Origin of the sequence: Phaeobacter sp. CECT 5382, from assembly GCF_001457775.1 — a bacterium.
GTDB lineage: Bacteria > Pseudomonadota > Alphaproteobacteria > Rhodobacterales > Rhodobacteraceae > Pseudophaeobacter.
Window position 1 is genome coordinate 117054 of the sequence record NZ_CYSG01000008.1, and the last position, 16701, is coordinate 133754.

General features: G+C 58.5%; 19 protein-coding genes. 6 read left to right on the top strand and 13 right to left on the bottom strand.

What is annotated here, in order from left to right:
- Nucleotides 1-69: 69 nt before the first annotated feature.
- The 3 genes from PH5382_RS10630 to PH5382_RS10640 form a co-directional block, all read right to left on the bottom strand.
- On the bottom strand, nt 70-906 hold the full coding sequence (locus PH5382_RS10630) for an HTD2 family dehydratase (protein ID WP_058334357.1): 837 nt from the start codon (nt 904-906) through the stop codon (nt 70-72).
- A gap of 179 nt (nt 907-1085) precedes the next feature.
- Nucleotides 1086-1745 carry a YiaD family glycine zipper/OmpA-like lipoprotein gene (locus PH5382_RS10635; RefSeq protein WP_058334358.1) on the bottom strand — a complete coding sequence of 220 codons (660 nt, stop codon included), beginning with the start codon at nt 1743-1745 and terminating at the stop codon, nt 1086-1088.
- A 133-nt stretch (nt 1746-1878) separates the two neighbouring features.
- Entirely contained in the window at nt 1879-2742 is an 864-nt protein-coding gene (locus PH5382_RS10640; protein ID WP_058334359.1) for a bifunctional transcriptional activator/DNA repair enzyme AdaA, read from the bottom strand.
- Nucleotides 2743-2952: 210 nt separating this feature from the next.
- On the opposite strand from PH5382_RS10640, the gene nth reads away from it, so the two are divergent.
- Both nth and PH5382_RS10650 read left to right on the top strand, forming a co-directional pair.
- Nucleotides 2953-3597, top strand: a complete 645-nt coding sequence (nth, locus tag PH5382_RS10645) for an endonuclease III (protein ID WP_058334439.1) — start codon at nt 2953-2955, stop codon at nt 3595-3597.
- Complete coding sequence (locus PH5382_RS10650) at nt 3594-4583, top strand: adenosine kinase (protein ID WP_058334360.1); 990 nt, start codon at nt 3594-3596, stop codon at nt 4581-4583. The genes nth and PH5382_RS10650 overlap by 4 nt, the downstream gene beginning before the upstream one ends.
- A 191-nt stretch (nt 4584-4774) precedes the next feature.
- Here PH5382_RS10650 and PH5382_RS10655 read toward each other — a convergent pair whose 3' ends face one another.
- Entirely contained in the window at nt 4775-5263 is a 489-nt protein-coding gene (locus PH5382_RS10655) for a MarR family winged helix-turn-helix transcriptional regulator (RefSeq protein ID WP_058334440.1), read from the bottom strand.
- A gap of 83 nt (nt 5264-5346) precedes the next feature.
- Between PH5382_RS10655 and PH5382_RS10660 the strand changes: the two genes are divergently transcribed.
- Nucleotides 5347-6261, top strand: coding sequence for an EamA family transporter (locus PH5382_RS10660; RefSeq protein ID WP_058334361.1), 915 nt, complete (start codon nt 5347-5349; stop codon nt 6259-6261).
- Nucleotides 6262-6292: 31 nt separating this feature from the next.
- On the opposite strand, the gene PH5382_RS10665 is transcribed toward PH5382_RS10660, so the two are convergent.
- Nucleotides 6293-6724, bottom strand: coding sequence for a hypothetical protein (locus PH5382_RS10665; RefSeq protein WP_058334362.1), 432 nt, complete (start codon nt 6722-6724; stop codon nt 6293-6295).
- 112 nt (nt 6725-6836) lie between these two features.
- Entirely contained in the window at nt 6837-7319 is a 483-nt protein-coding gene (locus PH5382_RS10670) for an RNA pyrophosphohydrolase (protein ID WP_058334363.1), read from the bottom strand.
- Between the two features lie 171 nt (nt 7320-7490).
- On the opposite strand from PH5382_RS10670, the gene PH5382_RS10675 reads away from it, so the two are divergent.
- Nucleotides 7491-9518, top strand: coding sequence for an NADPH-dependent 2,4-dienoyl-CoA reductase (locus PH5382_RS10675; RefSeq protein ID WP_058334364.1), 2028 nt, complete (start codon nt 7491-7493; stop codon nt 9516-9518).
- Between the two features lie 248 nt (nt 9519-9766).
- Here PH5382_RS10675 and PH5382_RS10680 read toward each other — a convergent pair whose 3' ends face one another.
- The 3 genes from PH5382_RS10680 to PH5382_RS10690 form a co-directional block, all read right to left on the bottom strand.
- Nucleotides 9767-10117, bottom strand: a complete 351-nt coding sequence (locus PH5382_RS10680) for an antibiotic biosynthesis monooxygenase family protein (RefSeq protein ID WP_058334365.1) — start codon at nt 10115-10117, stop codon at nt 9767-9769.
- A gap of 48 nt (nt 10118-10165) precedes the next feature.
- Nucleotides 10166-10513 (bottom strand): NIPSNAP family protein, encoded by a 348-nt coding sequence (locus PH5382_RS10685; RefSeq protein ID WP_058334366.1) that lies wholly within the window; start codon nt 10511-10513, stop codon nt 10166-10168.
- A gap of 242 nt (nt 10514-10755) precedes the next feature.
- On the bottom strand, nt 10756-11196 hold the full coding sequence (locus PH5382_RS10690) for a DUF4399 domain-containing protein (protein ID WP_231751846.1): 441 nt from the start codon (nt 11194-11196) through the stop codon (nt 10756-10758).
- Between the two features lie 212 nt (nt 11197-11408).
- Here PH5382_RS10690 and PH5382_RS10695 point away from each other — a divergent pair, with 212 nt between their 5' ends.
- Nucleotides 11409-12320 carry an AEC family transporter gene (locus PH5382_RS10695; protein WP_058334368.1) on the top strand — a complete coding sequence of 304 codons (912 nt, stop codon included), beginning with the start codon at nt 11409-11411 and terminating at the stop codon, nt 12318-12320.
- Nucleotides 12321-12473: 153 nt separating this feature from the next.
- Nucleotides 12474-13391: a LysR family transcriptional regulator gene (locus tag PH5382_RS10700; protein ID WP_058334369.1), complete on the top strand. Its 918-nt coding sequence runs from the start codon at nt 12474-12476 to the stop codon at nt 13389-13391.
- Between the two features lie 155 nt (nt 13392-13546).
- On the opposite strand, the gene PH5382_RS10705 is transcribed toward PH5382_RS10700, so the two are convergent.
- The 4 genes from PH5382_RS10705 to PH5382_RS10720 are packed head-to-tail and all read right to left on the bottom strand — an operon-like array spanning nt 13547 to nt 16633.
- Nucleotides 13547-14539: an OmpA family protein gene (locus tag PH5382_RS10705; protein WP_231751847.1), complete on the bottom strand. Its 993-nt coding sequence runs from the start codon at nt 14537-14539 to the stop codon at nt 13547-13549.
- Nucleotides 14540-14595: 56 nt separating this feature from the next.
- Nucleotides 14596-15168, bottom strand: coding sequence for a peroxidase-related enzyme (locus tag PH5382_RS10710; protein ID WP_058334370.1), 573 nt, complete (start codon nt 15166-15168; stop codon nt 14596-14598).
- Nucleotides 15165-15914, bottom strand: coding sequence for a GNAT family N-acetyltransferase (locus PH5382_RS10715; RefSeq protein ID WP_058334371.1), 750 nt, complete (start codon nt 15912-15914; stop codon nt 15165-15167). Before PH5382_RS10715 ends, PH5382_RS10710 begins: the two co-directional genes overlap by 4 nt.
- Nucleotides 15911-16633, bottom strand: a complete 723-nt coding sequence (locus PH5382_RS10720; protein WP_058334372.1) for a competence/damage-inducible protein A — start codon at nt 16631-16633, stop codon at nt 15911-15913. The genes PH5382_RS10715 and PH5382_RS10720 overlap by 4 nt, the downstream gene beginning before the upstream one ends.
- Nucleotides 16634-16701 lie beyond the last annotated feature (68 nt).

Below are 16701 nucleotides of genomic sequence, written 5' to 3' on the forward strand. Positions count from 1 at the left end.
TGATGCTCAGCCCTGGCTGAGCACCGCAAAGGCGCGGGAGCCCCCCCGGTGGCTTGCAAACTTTCCAATTCAGCAGGTCTTTCTCGGCCTTGCCACAGCCTGCATACACTGACGCCCGTCTGGCGCGCGCACCCACAGATCCTGACCTTTGCAACAAAACTCTGCCACCTCAAAATGCATCAGCGGCGCGGTGGCGCGAAAGGAAAAATCCGCCAAGGGCCCCATCAACTCCTGCGCCAAAAGCATCAGATGCTGCGCCAGCAGGGGGCCATGCACCACTAGGCCGTCATAGCCTTCGACATCACGGGCATAGTCCTGATCATAGTGGATGCGGTGGCCATTGAAGGTCAGCGCGGAATAGCGAAACAGCAGCGTCGAAGAAAACGCGATCTCGCGCTGCTCCTCTTCATCACGCCGCGCCCTGGGCGGCACCGGCCTGACTGCTTGCGGGTCGGGATCTTCCCGGTAGACCAGATCATGCCATTCACTCAGGCACAGTACGCCTTGCTGCCAGACCTCGTGGCGCAGCGTGACAAACCCCAAAGGCCCACTGCGTCCCTGCTTGCAGCTGGAGCTTTCCAGAACAGAGCGTTTTTCGGCGGCAATGCCAGCCAAAAGCGGCCGGTCAAACTGAAGGCGCCCCCCGGCCCACATGCGACGCGGCAGGCCCAGATCCGGGATCAGACCACCAGGCGCCAAGCGCGGATGACCATCGCGCCCCAATTGCTCTGGCGGCTGCGGCGCCCAGAAATAGAGTTGATGAAAAAACGGCGGCAACACATCCCCTGCCGCAATGGTGGATTCCTGTGCCAAAGCAACCTGAAAGGCGGCCGCACGGGCCGGGTCCAGCACATCGGTTTGGCGAAAAATCTTGGGCGGAACTTGCGGATCGGGATCATTTTGCATGCATCCAGCATTATCCCTGCCTACAGATAGAGCAAGATCTGACCCCGCGCAGCGTGGCATTTATTTCTCACTGCGGGCTGGTATTTTCAACTGCGCACCAGGCAGAAGCCAAAAGGGCTACACCAATGCGCAGCCCTCTGTAGAATAAGATTTGATCCATCGGTCAGGCAAACGCCAGATCAATTTCCAGTCGGAACAATCATGATCTCAACCCGGCGGTTCTGAGCCTTACCTTCGGCAGTCAGATTGCTGGCTACGGGCTGTTCTTCACCGCGACCAAAAGTTTGCAGGCGATTATATGGCACGCCACCAGCCTGAATCTGATCGGCAACCGCATTGGCGCGGCGCTCTGACAGTTCCTGGTTATATGCGGCGCTGCCGTCACTATCGGCATGGCCGATGACCTGCACACGGCTGTCAGGATAGCGCACCAGGCTTTCAGAGACTTTTCGCAGATCCGACTGCACCACCGGATTTATGGCTGCACTATCTGTAGCAAAGGTCAGATCATTGGGCAGCGAAACAATCAGACGGTCGCCGGTGTTAACGATGGAGATCCCATTATTAGACAGGCTGTCGCGCAGCTCTGCCTCCTGCTTGTCCAGCTGGTTGCCGATTAGGCCACCAACCAATGCCCCGGCTGCCGCTCCGCCCAGCACAGCCGCTGTCTTGTTGCTGGAATTCGACAAACCCGCGATCCCGGCCCCGACGATGGCGCCCGCGATCAGGCCGTTGCGCTCTTTGTCACCTGGTTGGCGCAGCGCGTTGGTATCGGTACAGGCCGTCAACCCGAGGGTTGCGGCCAACAAAGCGGCACTTGAAGCTTTCAGAATGGTCATATCGACACCTTATATCACTACATACGCCAACGCAGATCTTGCACTGGTTTGCACATATATCGGGTGTTGCACGGCCCTGCTCAAGCAGGCAAAGCTTGATTTCGGCGGATTACTGCGCAAGTTCGACCGAATTTCAGGCCTGTTCGGGTTCTGCAAGAACCTCCTCGGAACGCGCCGCCTCATAAGCGAGCATCGCACGTTTCACCGGCTGCCCCCAATGATACCCCCCAAGCTCTCCGGATTTCTTCAAAGCCCGGTGGCAGGGAATCAACCAACTGACCGGGTTGCTGCCAACGGCTGTCCCGACCGCACGCACGGCTTTGGGGTTGCCGATGGATTTGGCAATTTCAGAATAGCTGGTGACATGGCCACTTGGAATCGACAGCAGCGCCTCCCAAACCTTGAGCTGCAAAGGTGCACCAATCAGATACAGCGCGGTTTCTCCCTTTTGGTCAAAAGCCGCCTCCACCAAAGGGCGCAATGCGGTCGGGTCTTCGATAAATGTCGCCTGCGGCCAGCGCGCGCGCATATCCGCCAGAGTGGGTTCTGCCCCGGTTTCCGCCGCGAAACCCAGTCCACAGATGCCCTTATGAGTGCCCATGACCAGTGCCAGCCCAAAGGGGCTGTCGAACCACCCCCAAAGGATCTCCAGCCCCTCGCCTTTGCGGGCATATTCACCGGGGCTCATCGCTTCCCAGCGCAGAAACAGATCATGCAGCCGTCCAGAGCCCGAAAGCCCGACCGCATGGGCGGTGTCCAGTGTGGAAAACCGCTCTCGCAGCAGGGTCTTGGCATGGCCCAGGCGCAGATATTGCTGATACCGTTTCGGAGACACGCCGACCCAGGCCGAAAACAGTCGCTGAAAATGCGCAGGGCTCATACCCATGTGGCGCGCCAGTTCTTCCAACGTCAGATCATCGCCACCAGCGTCGATCAGCTCGATCGCGCGGCGCATGACCCCGTAGTGATAGCTTTGCTCGCTGGTCTGGACATTCATCGGATCACCCCGTCTTTCATCAATACTCAATACTAAGGGTTTTGGGTCCGATCAATCGACCCGAAACTTGCGAAAACCAGCTGTGCAAGCAATCACGCTGATCATATGCAGCCGGACCTGTTGCCGCCAAAGCCGCCTAGCAACAGCTTTGAAACCTTTATCCTCTTTTTCGTTTGCGGCGCGCCCCTCCAAAAGGCATTAAAGCGCCTGATGGCAAAGCAACTCGATTATCATACCATCCGCGAGATCTTTTCGCGGTTTCAGGCAGCCGAACCAGAGCCCAAGGGCGAGCTGGAGCATGTTAATGTCTACACCCTGGTGGTGGCTGTCGCGCTGTCGGCGCAGGCCACCGACGCCGGGGTGAACAAAGCCACGCGCGCTTTGTTCAAGATCGCCGATACCCCGCAAAAGATGCTGGATCTCGGGCTCGAAGGTGTCACCGACCATATCAAGACCATTGGTCTGTTTCGCCAAAAGGCCAAGAACGTCATCAAGCTGAGCCAGATCCTGGTGGATGACTATGGGGGCGAGGTGCCAAATTCACGCGCCGCCCTGCAATCGCTGCCCGGTGTCGGGCGCAAGACCGCCAATGTGGTTTTGAACATGTGGTGGCATCAGCCTGCCCAGGCCGTGGATACCCATATTTTTCGCGTAGGCAACCGCTCCGGCATAGCGCCGGGCAAGGATGTAGATGCGGTAGAACGCGCCGTCGAAGACAATATTCCCGCAGATTTTCAGCAACATGCACATCATTGGCTGATCCTGCATGGTCGCTATCACTGCAAGGCCCGCAAACCCCTGTGTGGCACCTGCCTGATCCGCGATCTCTGTCAATATGAGGACAAAAACCTATGAAAACCTACCAGATCGTTGGCATCGGCAATGCGGTTGTCGACGTGATCTCGCAAAGCGACGACAGCTTTCTCGCCCATATGGGCATTGAAAAAGGCATCATGCAGCTGATCGAACGAGAGCGCGGCGAAGTGCTCTATGGTGCCATGAACAACCGGGTTCAAACCCCTGGTGGCTCTGTTGCCAATACCATTGCAGGCGCCGGCGCTCTTGGCCTGGATGCGGCCTTCATCGGGCGCGTACATGACGACGCACTTGGTCATTTCTACGCCGATGCGATGAACGAAGACGGGGTGGATTTTGTCAACCCGCCGGTCGAAGGGGGCGAGCTTCCGACCTCGCGGTCGATGATTTTTGTCTCCCCCGATGGCGAGCGGTCGATGAATACCTACCTGGGAATCTCGTCAGAGCTGAGCAGCGGAGACGTGCCAGATGCCGTGGCAGGCAACACCAAAATCATGTTCCTCGAAGGATATTTGTTTGACAAGGACAAAGGTAAATCAGCCTTTCTGGAAGCAGCGCGCGACTGCCGCAAGGGCGGCGGCAAATCCGGCATCGCCATTTCCGACCCCTTTTGCGTCGAACGTCACCGCACCGATTTTCTGAGCCTGATCGAGCACGATCTGGATTTTGTCATCGGCAACGAGGATGAAATCAAATCGCTGTTTGAGACCGAGGATCTGGAGGTCGCGCTGGCCAAGACTGCCGCAATCTGCCCACTGGTTGTCTGCACGCGTTCTGGCGATGGGGTCAGCGTCATCAGCGGGGCGACCCGCATTGATGTCCCGGTGACCAAGGTCGTGCCCGTGGATGCCACCGGTGCCGGTGATCAGTTTGCTGCCGGGTTCCTGTTTGGTTTGGCGACAGGTCACGATCTCGAAACCTGTGCAAAAATCGGCAACGTCTGCGCCGCCGAAGTGATCAGCCACATCGGCCCCCGCCCCGAGGCCAATATGCAGGACCTGCTGCGCGACGCTGGCTTGCTGTAACCTCTGCCGCAGTTTTGGCCCAGTATGACAAGTCCTGCGTGACAGTTTGTCAAACGACAGAGGCGGGTCTCTCCCGCCCGTCGTGCTCCCCCAATAAAAGGGAAGAGCACTCCCGTTGGGCCCAGCGCGGCGCGGCAAAGCCGCCCCGCGCACGCACTGGGCTGACCTCCGACTGAAACACAGATGTTGCGCTAGGCCTGTTCGACCGCGATCAAGGCGCGCGATAGCAATGTATTAAAGGCTGCGCGCTCTTCGGCGGGCATGGCCGCAACCAGACGGTCCTGCGTGGCCACATGGGCCTCAACCACTTGATCAATCAAAATAAGTCCCTTGTCGCTGAGCGCGATCAGAAAACTGCGACTGTCATCCGGGTTGATATGACGCCGCACCAGCCCGTCGGCTTCGAGCCGCGTTATCCTGTTGGTCATTGTCCCTGATGCGACCATCGTTGCCTTGAGCAGGTCCCCCGGTGACAGACAGTAAGGCGCACCCGCACGGCGCAGAGTCGCAAGGACATCGAATTTGGCAGCGTTCAGGCCAAATCGCGCAAATGTTCTTTGCATTTCTTCCTGATAGGCAAGATAGAGCCGCGCCACACGACCGATGATTGCCATTGCGCTGACATCCAGGTCGGGGCGTTCGCGAGCCCATTGTTCGGTAATGAAGTCTACATGATCCATGCACATACCCTGTTCGCCAATTATCTTGACGTCAAGATAAAATGAGCTATCTCGACGTCAAGATAACTTCAGGAGACTCATCAATGTCGCGTCCAGACTTGCTTCTTACCGCCCTTGCCCCGGCCATCTGGGGCAGTAGTTATATTGTCACCACCAGCCTTTTGCCCGGACAATCTCCGCTTCTGGTGGCCCTGCTACGCGCCCTGCCCGCTGGCATACTGCTGCTGGTCATTGTGCGACAACTGCCGCCAATGGCATGGATACCGCGCCTGCTCATTCTTGGCGCGCTCAACTTTTCTCTGTTCTGGACCCTGCTTTTTGTGTCGGCCTATCGTTTGCCCGGCGGCGTAGCTGCAACCCTTGGGGCCGCACAGCCGCTTCTGGTGATCTTCTTTTCGGCCTACGCCCTGAACACCAGAATCAGACCCGTGGCATTGATGGCCGCCGCGCTCAGCATCTTTGGTGTTGCACTGCTGGTGCTGACACCCGCTGCAAAGCTCGATTTCTGGGGAGTCGTCGCCGGGCTTGGCGGTGCAGCATCCATGGCGACAGGGGTGGTTCTGACCCGAAAATGGCAACCTCCGGTGCCACCGCTGGCCTTTACCGCCTGGCAGCTGACCGCCGGAGGTCTTTTGCTGATCCCCTTTGCCGCCTACGGCCTAGATGAACTGCCCAGCTTAAGTCGCGCAAATTTTCTGGGTCTGGCTTACATGAGCCTGATTGGTGGTGCCCTCACCTACATCCTGTGGTTTCGCGGTCTCGCCCGGATCGAGCCCGCACAGGTTTCGATTTTGGGTGTGTTGAGCCCACTGTCTGCGGTGCTTCTGGGCTGGAGCCTGCTGGGAGAAAGCCTGTCTCCCTTGCAGAGCCTAGGCGCCATACTGGCTCTGTTCAGTCTCTGGCTGGGGCAGCAAGGTACCAATCGAACACCGAAACCACCAGCTGGCGCGCCATCTACAGACAAAGGCGCCACAGTCAAAAGTACCGCCGCTATCTAGCAAGTCAACGAAACCAGTTTGACTGGCGTACTCACTCAGGCTGGCAGTTCACGCCCCGGTGGCAGTCCAGGACCTGACGCCGCACTGCAGAGCCATCGGGAAAGATGAAATCACCGCAGGGCGTGACACGCAGCACAGGTCCTGCGGTGCCCTGCTCAACAAACATAAGGTAACGCGCGCCGGATTGAACCTTGCCGCACCACCCCGCGACGCAGTCCACCACCAAGGTGACATCGGTTGAAATACGGCGCGAAAAGTGGCGCGCCTCCAGGATCTTGCCACTCAAAGTACCGGGAATACTGGTGCTGGGCTGCAGCTCGTTTGGGTCGCCCCCTTCGGTCAGCGGCAGCAGCCCTTCGTCGAACTGCAACCGCCCGACCACCACCGAATAGGTGCGGTCGGATTGCGCTGCGGCAAGATAGGCCTGCGCGCCATTCCAAGGCGCGCAGCTGAGAGCAGCCAATGGCGCGCTTTGTATCAAAAAGGCCAGTGAAAGGCCGCAGCCCCAGTTTAAAATAGACCGGACACAGGCAGACCCAAGTGCGCCAGACGCAGCTCTGGAAGGGCCGGATGCCTCAGAGATAGGCTTTGAATTCTTCCACGACACGGGCATAGACCTCGCGCTTAAAGGGGACTATTTTTTCCACCAGCTGTTCAACAGGCTGCCAGCACCAAGCGGAAAACTCAGGATGTTCAGTTTCAATATTGACCTGTTCATCACGCCCGGTAAAGCGCATCAGGTACCATTTCTGCTCCTGGCCCCGGTATTTGCCACCCCAGAACTTGGGCACCACGTCATGTGGCAGATCATAGGGCAGCCAGCCGACGCTTTCGGCGATGATCTCAACCAGATCCGGCGTCACACCAGTTTCTTCTTCCAGCTCACGCAGGGCGGCAAGACGGGCATCCTCGCCCTTGTCGATGCCACCCTGGGGCATTTGCCAGGCATCCTGAAATCGGTCTTTGCGTTGCGCCACAAAAACCTCATTGGTCAGGTTGATCATCATCACCCCGACATTGGGGCGATAGGGCAGCTTGGCGATCTCTTCCGGTGTCATCTTGCTCTCCTGACATGCCGGCAGATAGCCTGCTGGCTGGAAACGGGTGTATTTGGCACCCCTCCTTAGACCCTGTGTCGTTGGGGCAGGCAAGGGGGTGACGCCGCGTTGAGGCGTGACAAGCCTGCCAGCCCAAGGCAATTTTGCAGCCAACTGTTAAGGGAGAGTGTGATGACTGCGTACCCAAATCTTCTGGCGCCGCTGGATCTTGGTTTTACCACATTGAAGAACCGCGTGCTGATGGGCTCAATGCACACCGGCCTTGAAGAAACCAAGGACTGGAACCGGGTCGCCGAATTCTACGCCGAACGCGCCCGTGGCGATGTTGCGCTGATGGTGACAGGAGGCATTGGCCCAAATCTCGAAGGTTCTGTCCTGCCTGGTGCCGCGATGATGACCACCGAGGAAGATGTCGCCAACCACAGCATCGTCACCGACCGGGTCCACGAGGCCGGTGGCAAGATCGCCATGCAGATCCTGCACGCGGGCCGCTATTCCTATGGTCCAAAATGTGTCGCCCCCAGCCCGGTAAAATCGCCGATCTCTCCCTTTCCGCCAAACGAGCTAGACGAAAACGGTATTGAGAAACAGATCGCCGATATCGTCAATGCGGCCGTGCTGGCGCAAAAGGCCGGTTATGACGGGGTCGAGATCATGGGCTCTGAGGGGTATTTCCTCAACCAGTTCCTGGTGACCCATACCAATAAGCGGGAAGACCGCTGGGGCGGATCCTATGAAAACCGCATGCGCCTGCCGCTCGATGTGGTGCGGCGCACCCGCGAGGCGGTCGGGCGCGAGTTCATCATCATCTACCGGCTGTCGATGATCGATCTTGTGCCAAATGGGTCAACCCATGATGAGGTTGTCGAACTGGCGCAGAAGGTTGAGCAAGCCGGCGCTACCATCATCAACACCGGTATCGGCTGGCACGAAGCCCGCATCCCGACGATTGCCACATCGGTGCCGCGCGCGGCCTTTGCCTGGGTGACCAAGAAACTGATGGGCAAGGTGTCGATCCCGGTGATTACCTCGAACCGGATCAACACGCCCGAAGTCGGCGAAGAGGTGCTGGCAACCGGTTGCGCCGATATGGTGTCGATGGCCCGCCCAATGCTGGCAGATGCGCATTTCGTCGCCAAGGCTGCCGCTGGTCAGGCCGATCACATCGCACCCTGTATTGCCTGTAACCAGGCCTGCCTCGACCATACTTTTGGTGGCAAGCTGACCTCCTGTCTAGTGAACCCCACGGCCTGCCATGAAACCGAGCTGGTGATTGGCAAGGCGGCACAGGCAAAATCCGTGGCTATCGTCGGCGCCGGCCCCGCAGGCCTGTCAACCGCCCTCGCGGTAGCAGAACGTGGCCACAGCGTGACCGTGTTTGACAGGTCGGATGAAATCGGCGGCCAGCTCAACATGGCGAAACAGGTGCCCGGCAAGGAAGAGTTCTGGGGTTTTGTCGACTGGTACCGCACCATGGTCGCGGATGCTGGCATCAAAATTGAACTGGGCCGCGAAGTCACAGCCGATGATCTGACCGGATACGACGAGGTCATTATCGCGACAGGCGTCACCCCGCGTGACCCTGAAATCCCCGGTCAGGATCGCGCCAACGTGCTCAGCTATATTGACGTGCTGCGCCACAAGAAACCTGTTGGTAAAACCGTGGCCGTGATCGGAGCAGGCGGCATCGGTTTTGATGTCAGCGAATACCTGCTGCACGAAGGCAAAAGCCCCAGCGAAGATCTGCCGCTCTGGATGAAGGAATGGGGTGTGTCCGATCCCGCCGAACACCGGTCGGGTCTGGCACCCGAAGGCCCGCAACCCGAAGCCCCTGCCCGCGAGGTCACGCTGCTACAACGCAAGAAACAGGCGCATGGCAAGGGATTGGGCAAGACCACTGGTTGGATCCACCGCGCCACGCTCAAGATGAAAGGCGTGAACTTTGTCGGCGGCGTGAACTACGAACGCATTGATGACGAAGGCCTGCATGTCAGCTTTGGCGAAACGCGTGAAAACCCAACCGTGGTTGCGGCAGATACCATCGTTCTGTGCGCAGGTCAGGTCTCAGACCGCAGCCTTGCTGACGACCTCGCTGAAAAGGGCATCTCCTGCCACGTGATTGGTGGTGCCGATGTTGCCGCAGAGCTCGACGCGAAACGCGCCATAAACCAGGGCACGCGCCTGGCGGCCAGCCTTTAATCGCGCCTGAACGCGCATTGATTTTGGCAACCAAGCGGGCCTCATCTGAAACAGATGAGGCCTGCAAAGCAATTCCTCCCGCGCCCACAGGTCTCCCGGCGTTGCCGGGCCACCTTCAGTGCGGCCTTGGGCGTAGCGCCGCGCGCTAGCGCGCGGCGCTACGCCCAACGGGAGACGGCTTTGTCAAAAGCCAACGACGGGCGGGAGCCCCCCAAGCAAATAAGTTGCGATACAATGCTGGGCCTTGATCAATCATCTTGATGGACACTCAGGCTATCTTTGGGAACAGCCTTGCGATCAGTCATGCCGTAGTCACGCAAAACCTCTGCCACCTTCAGGCGATAGTCGGAAAAGATACCCGCTCGCCCTTTGCTCTGCGCCTTGCGGTGCTCCGCCAGCTGGCGCCATTCCGCCACAGCTTTCTCATCGCGAAAAAAGGAAAGCGACAGCAGTTTCTCGGGGTCACTCAGGCTCTGAAACCGCTCGACTGAGATGAAGCCGTCTACCTCTGCCAACACCGACCGCAGCCCGGCTGCCACATCAAGATAGGCGTCTTTTTGCCCCTCTGCGATCTGCACTTCAAAAATCACCGCAATCACGGGTTTTCTCCTTCTGCTATGTCTGCTGCTCTGCTGGGGCGGGTGTTTTCAGTTTCCAAGCTCATTCTCTCTACCTCCAGCCCTTCCATGGGGTGCCGAAACCAATTTCAGGAAGCGACGTTCTTCGCGCAAAATGAACTTCTCACGTTGCGCGAATGCATAGTTTTCCTGACCCAGTGGATCTGCAGCAAGTCGGGCGCGATAGGCCTCGTAGGCAGCAAGGCTGGGCACATTGTAGATCCCATAGGCTTCGGTAGTTGACCCCTCATGGGGCGCGAAATAGCCGATCAGATCCGCCCCGTTGCGCGGGATGGCCTGCCCCCAGTTGCGGGCATAGTGACGGAACTGATCCACCTTGGTCGGGTCTATCTGATAGCGGATGATACAGGTCAGCATGGCATGGCTCCTTTGGTTGGAGCCACAGGTCTAAAACCAGCGCCGCTACAAAAGCTTCGCTGCGCAGCGAAGTGCCACTTTTTCAGGGCATTCTCGGTTCAAACCACAATGAGTCTCAAAATAGTGGCACTCAAAATAGTGGCACTCAAAACAGTGCCCCTGAACTCATGGCATCAATCCACGAAAGGACCGTCCAGAAAACCCAGGCCAAGCCCCATCGTCGACACTGATGCGAGCCGCCTTTACTCCATCACGGTAATGCTGATCACATCCGACACAATCGGCGTGCTATGTGGCACATGCCCCAAGTCTCCGAGCACCAATTGCAGAGTGTGGGGGCCAGGAGAAAGGGCAACCTGCGTCTCGGTCTGACCACCGCCAAAATGCACGTGGTTTTCATCGGCCGGGATGCCATTTGACAGCTCATCCACACCGTCTTCGCCCTGCCCCAGCGCTGGACGGTCAATGAACAGATGATGATGGCCAGTGTTTTCTTTCTCGGTTCCGGCTGGTGCTACGCCCATGCCGGAAAGACCAAAGACCACCGTTACCGGAGAGCTCACGCTGGCCCCATCCTGAAGGTTGACGAAATAGACCTTCGCATCGGGGTTCGACGCGGTCTCACCGCCCGCCCAAAGCGGGGAGGTCAACCCCAGGCTTGCTGCAATGGTCAAAACTGTCATGACGTTCTTCATCTTCTTCCCTCTCACACTACAAACACCCAACAAGCCTAGCCCAAAGCCGGGCAAAACCTACTCAAGCCTGAACACGAATTGCGGAACTCTTGCGCAAAACTTCCGAAAAATCCTCCAGCCTATGACAAATTTCACTCCAGGCCTTGCGTCCCGGTTGCTGCCGGATCAGGGTTTCGATCCATCAGCTACCCGGAGCCTCCATGGTTTTTGCGACAATTCTGCTGGGGCTGACCCCCAGCTTCCTGATGGTTGGTATTGGCGGCCTTGTCCGTCGTCGTCTCTCTGCCGAGGCCTGGCAGGGTCTGGACCGGCTGAACTTCGAAGTGCTGTTCCCAGCCCTGTTGTTCTTTGCCGCCTGTGGTCGCCCTATTGACCCGATCGAGATCCTGCGCATTGGCCCTGCAGTCTGGGCGATTATGGCACTCGCTCTGGCGTTGGGTTTTTTAGCGCGCCGCGCCGGGCCCGAGCGCTTTCTCGATTTTGCCGGAGCATGGCAAACCTCCTGGCGCTTCAATACCGCCATCGCCTTTGTCGCGGTTCCAACACTGGACCCTGCGCTGTCAGGGCAGATGGCCATCGCCATCGGCATGGCTGTGCCCGTGGCCAATGTTCTTGCGGTGACAGCCTTGTCGCGCGGAGGTTCCCTTTCATTTGTAGCCACCCTGATCAAAGTGGCCACAAATCCGTTTCTGATTGCCTCCATCGCAGGGGTACTGGTGGGGCTGTCGGGCTATAAGATCCCTGCCCCCCTGTTGGCTCCGGCCGAAATGCTGGCCAAGGCTGCGATCCCCATCGCTCTGCTATCAATCGGCGCCACAATGAACTGGCGCGCTCTCGCCCGCCTGGATTTGTTCCATGGCTATTTGTGCCTAACGCGCCTTGTTCTGGTGCCCGCGACCGCATTTTTGCTGTGCCTGTTTCTCGCACCGCCAGCCGGGCTTGCTGCGGTATTCATTCTCTTCGCCGCCCTGCCGACAGCCTCGGCGGCGCATGTTCTGGCCTCGGCCTTTGGCGCTGACCGCAGTCTGGTCGCGACACTGATCGCACAGTCCACTCTCTTGTCCGCCCTGACGCTGCCGCTGTGGATTTTGGCGATAAAGTTGGCATTTTAGCTGCATAAACAGACCTTTCGCCTAAAACCACCACCGTTTCCAGGCCGCGGACGATCTAGCGAAAACCCTGCAATTATCCCACCAATGCCCCGTTATCGCCCGATTTCACCCGCAGACAGAGGCTCAGAATGCACAAATCTGAGGACACTGTTGATGGATCGACTGACCGAAATGGAGGCCTTTGCCAATGTCGTGGACCAGGGCGGTTTCACGGATGCGGCAAAGAAGATGGGGATTTCAAAATCCGCCGTATCAAAACATGTTTCCAGCCTGGAGACCCGTCTTGGGGCCAGGCTGCTGAACCGGACAACCCGACGGGTGTCGCCCACTGAAATTGGCCTGGCCTACTATGACCGCGCCCGCCGCGTGCTCAACGACGCTGGAGAGGCCGACGCGCTGGTGACATCAATGCAATCGGCGCCTTCGGGGCTTCTGCGGATCTCGGTGGCGACCGATTTTGGCGTCAATCACCTGTCGCCGGTCCTGTCCGAATTTCTGCAGGATTTCCCGGATATCACCGTCAATATGGTGCTGAACAATCGCTATGTTGAACTGATCTCCGAAGGCTTTGACATGGCGCTGCGCATCGGTGAGCTCGAAGACAGCTCGCTCAGGGCACGCAAGCTGACCGAAACCACAAAGCGGATGATCGCATCACCTAGCTATCTGGAACAGTTTGGGCGCCCGCAAAAGATCGACGATCTGAACACCCATAAGCTGCTGCATTATTCCAACCAGTCCAGTGGCAATGTTTGGAAGATCACCGCACCATCGGGCGAAAAACGCCAGGTCCGCACCACCGGCTGGCTGTCGGTGAACGATGGGCAATCCCTGCTCAACGCGGCCATCTCGGGGCTCGGCATCGCTTATCTGCCCAGCTATCTCTATGCCGAAGCCATGGAAGAAGGTCTGGTCGAAGACGTAATGCCGAACCTGCCGGTCGAAACCCAGGGGATCTACGCGGTCTACCCACCCGGTAAGTTCACCCAGCCCAAGGTCCGCGCCTTTATCGATTTTCTGGCGCATTCCTTTGCCGGGAAAAATCCGGTCGACTGGCGTCAAACCATCTGACCTAGGCAGCCTCGCAGGCTTTCTCGCAAAAACCTCTCCTATCGAATATCTGCCCCCGCGTCTTGCGGGGGCTTTTTTTGCCGCAAACCTGTTGTACCAGCCTCTCGAGGGCTACAGCTGCAGCGCTGGCAGCGAACTGTTGCAGGGTTGCCGGATCAGTCCCTGCTGGTCAGAACCACTTCTACCCGGCGATTTTTCTCGCGCCCAGGCGCTGTAAGATTGCTAGCAATGGGTGCCATAAAACCCGCGCCGACAACCTGAACACGGTCAGGGTCTATGTCATAATTTTCCACCAGAGCCTCTTTGACTGCCTCGGCCCGGCGCTGCGACAATGCGATATTGTCTTCCAGATTGCCGACTGTGTCTGTGTGTCCGACAATCAAAATCCGCACAGTGGGAATGTCGCCCAAAAACACAGCCAGTGGCTCAAGGGCAATGATCGACGCCTCACCTAGCGCGGTGGCTCCTGTGTCAAACACAAGCCCCTCAAGCACGGCATGCCCCGCCTCGGCAAGGTGGTTGGAAAGGCCCAATTTTGGTGCCTCTTCTGCCGGGGCAGTCGTGGACACCACACCCTCGGCCACCTCCAATGGGGGCAGGATCACAGGTGCCACTTCGATCAGTTGTAGATAAACGGCCGACCCGTTGCGTGACACCAGAACCGAGGCCACCTGCCTGCCTGTATCCACCCCGTCTACGATGGCCGCGTCCTGCGGTTTGGCGACCGCAAGGAATTGGTAGTCAGACAGGCTTACGACCATGTCAGGGGCAGGCACCACCTCGATGCCAAAGCGAAAGTCAAAGCCGCCGCATTGGCGCTCGGGGCATTGAAACAGGATTTCATAGCCCTGGGCCTGCAACTGACTGCGCACAGGGGCCATAACCTGCAAAACAGTCGCATCCCCCTGCAGTTGCCAGGTGCGCCGCAGAATATGCCCCTCGACCTGCTCCAGCGGAATACCCTCGGCACTAAAGGCGCCTACCGGCAAGGCATAGCTGCCCAGCGCGGTTTCCCGTCGGGTCAGCTGTTTTGCCCCTGCCGGCAACTGCAGCGCCATGCCACCTTCTTCTGCCGCCAGAAGCGAGGGAGAAATCCCCCCCCAGCCCAGCGCACAGATGAGCGCCAAGGTCTGTGCGCAACGCAGCATGTCCGCCGACATACGAGAGGCCGCACAGTTACTGACAGCGGAGGAAGGGCTATGCGTCATCTGAACTGCGCGTGGTATTCTTCATTGGGCACCATACCAGTGGCAGAAGCAACGCGATTGGACATGTTGTAAAACCCAGTAACATTGGCAATGTCCCAGATATCGCGGTCGCTAAAGCCATTTTGGCGCAACACTTCGCGATCCGCCTCTTCCACTTCGGTGCTGGCCTTGGTCACCTTGACGGCAAAATCCAGCATGGCACGCTGGCGCGCATCGAGCGGGGCAACCCGGTAGTTCATGACCAACATCTCGCCCAGCTTGGGATCCCCAGACAGAGCCCGCACAGCAGCGCCGTGTGAGGCGAGACAATAAAAGCAGCTGTTCACCGCCGAGACCACTACCGCGATCATCTCGCGCTCCAACTTGCTCAGGTTGCTGTCACCCAGCATCAGATCATTGTAGAGCGCGCTGAAAGTGTTGAGCTTGTTTTCGTCGAAAGCATGGGCGCGCAGCACATTGGGCACCATGCCCAGTTTCTCTTGGCAGATATCGAAATACTTCTGCATCCCCGCAGGCAGCGGGTCCAGCGGCGGCAGATCCAAGGCTGTGGGCGGTGTCTGATCGGTCATGTGTTCTGCTCTCCTGAAGGCAAATAGCGATAGTGATATTGTCCGACGCAGGTCATGCCGAGGGAAGCATAAAGCCGGTTTGCGCCTTCGTTACGTTTGGTACAAAGCACGGCCATCTCGGTCGCGCCCGTCTCAGCAGCCCATAAGGCGGCCTGACGCATCATCCAGACCCCCATGCCACGCCGCCGCTGGTGCGGCAGGATTTCCAGCGCATGCACCATGGCGATCCCTTTATGGACGGCAACAAACCCAGCCCCGGCCGGTTTGTCGTCATAGCGCCCCAGCAGCGCAACCTTGGGGCCTGCAACCCGTTCCATCACCGCCTGGCGCGCGGCGCCAATGCCACCCGCATTCCAGATCTCACGCTGGATTTCCAGCGGCGACCAGAGCGCAAAGGTGGTGACCCGTGGGATTTCCACATCTGTCAGCGCCTCGATCGGGCAGGTCCAGAGATTGACCGGATCCTTGATCACATAGCCCCGCTCTGCCAGCTGTGCATCCAGAGCATCCTGACCGTCGCGGATCATGAACAGGCACTCCTGCCCCATTTCGCGCATCGCGTCTTCGGCTGCCGCAATTTCAGTCTCGCTGGCGCTGCCTTCGACACTGGCCGCCGAAACCCGGCTACCCCCGCCCTGGCCTTCGCGCAATGTCACTGGCCCAAGGCTACGTTTGGCGGCAGCAGGCCAGGTTGCCTCGACGACCTCATAATATTTGGGATCTGTTACTTGTGACACAGTGCTCACAGGCCAACCTCCTGCGCCAATTCACGCATCGCCGCATCTACGCCAGCGCCATTGTGGCCCCGGATCACCACATTGGCGCCATAGGCCCCATTGTGCTGGAACGGATAGCAGCCAATTGACAAATCACTATGGCGCGCTGCCAGATCAGACAGGAAAGCAGCAATATCTCCTTCGCCGCGCATCACCCGCAGGCTTTGTGACAACAGCGGTTCTCCGCCTGTGAGGCCGGGTAGCACACTGGCCACCATGGCTTGAAACACAGTCGGCACCCCGGCCATGACATGAACGTTTTGCAAGGTGAACCCCGGCGCCGAAGACACCGGATTATCGATCAGACTTGCCCCATCTGGGATCCGGGCCATGCGCAGCCGTGCCGCGTTCAGCTCTTGTCCGGAATTGGCGTAGTGTTCTGCCAGAATGGCGCGGGCATCGGGACGCACATCAAGATGTGCGCCAAAGGCCTTGGCGATACAATCGGCTGTGATGTCATCATGGGTTGGGCCGATACCGCCGCTGGTGAAGACATGATCATAGGCTCCGCTCAGCGCCTGCACTGCAGCAATGATTACCGGTTCATCATCGCTGACCACGCGGACCTCTTTCAAATCAATGCCCTGTTTGGTCAACTCACCGGCCAGAAAGTGAGTATTGGTATCGCGGGTGCGCCCGGACAGGATTTCATCACCGATGACCAGCATTGCTGCACTTGGGTTGGGCATCATCTCTCTCCTTTTGGGCATATTCGCGGTCTGAGCTGCAAGATAGCCGCTCCTGCATCAGGAGCAAG

Bases quoted from the DNA above. Each gene is read 5' to 3' on its own strand.
- PH5382_RS10710 (WP_058334370.1), bottom strand. From the start codon at position 15,168: ATGACCGATCAGACACCGCCCACAGCCTTGGATCTGCCGCCGCTGGAC.
- PH5382_RS10720 (WP_058334372.1), bottom strand. From the start codon at position 16,633: ATGCCCAACCCAAGTGCAGCAATGCTGGTCATCGGTGATGAAATCCTG.
- PH5382_RS10635 (WP_058334358.1), bottom strand. From the start codon at position 1,745: ATGACCATTCTGAAAGCTTCAAGTGCCGCTTTGTTGGCCGCAACCCTC.
- PH5382_RS10705 (WP_231751847.1), bottom strand. From the start codon at position 14,539: ATGCTGCGTTGCGCACAGACCTTGGCGCTCATCTGTGCGCTGGGCTGG.
- PH5382_RS10660 (WP_058334361.1), top strand. From the start codon at position 5,347: ATGTCGCGTCCAGACTTGCTTCTTACCGCCCTTGCCCCGGCCATCTGG.
- PH5382_RS10655 (WP_058334440.1), bottom strand. From the start codon at position 5,263: ATGGATCATGTAGACTTCATTACCGAACAATGGGCTCGCGAACGCCCC.
- PH5382_RS10700 (WP_058334369.1), top strand. From the start codon at position 12,474: ATGGATCGACTGACCGAAATGGAGGCCTTTGCCAATGTCGTGGACCAG.
- PH5382_RS10670 (WP_058334363.1), bottom strand. From the start codon at position 7,319: ATGACACCGGAAGAGATCGCCAAGCTGCCCTATCGCCCCAATGTCGGG.
- PH5382_RS10675 (WP_058334364.1), top strand. From the start codon at position 7,491: ATGACTGCGTACCCAAATCTTCTGGCGCCGCTGGATCTTGGTTTTACC.
- PH5382_RS10650 (WP_058334360.1), top strand. From the start codon at position 3,594: ATGAAAACCTACCAGATCGTTGGCATCGGCAATGCGGTTGTCGACGTG.
- PH5382_RS10695 (WP_058334368.1), top strand. From the start codon at position 11,409: ATGGTTTTTGCGACAATTCTGCTGGGGCTGACCCCCAGCTTCCTGATG.
- PH5382_RS10640 (WP_058334359.1), bottom strand. From the start codon at position 2,742: ATGAATGTCCAGACCAGCGAGCAAAGCTATCACTACGGGGTCATGCGC.
- nth (WP_058334439.1), top strand. From the start codon at position 2,953: ATGGCAAAGCAACTCGATTATCATACCATCCGCGAGATCTTTTCGCGG.
- PH5382_RS10630 (WP_058334357.1), bottom strand. From the start codon at position 906: ATGCAAAATGATCCCGATCCGCAAGTTCCGCCCAAGATTTTTCGCCAA.
- PH5382_RS10685 (WP_058334366.1), bottom strand. From the start codon at position 10,513: ATGCTGACCTGTATCATCCGCTATCAGATAGACCCGACCAAGGTGGAT.
- PH5382_RS10690 (WP_231751846.1), bottom strand. From the start codon at position 11,196: ATGACAGTTTTGACCATTGCAGCAAGCCTGGGGTTGACCTCCCCGCTT.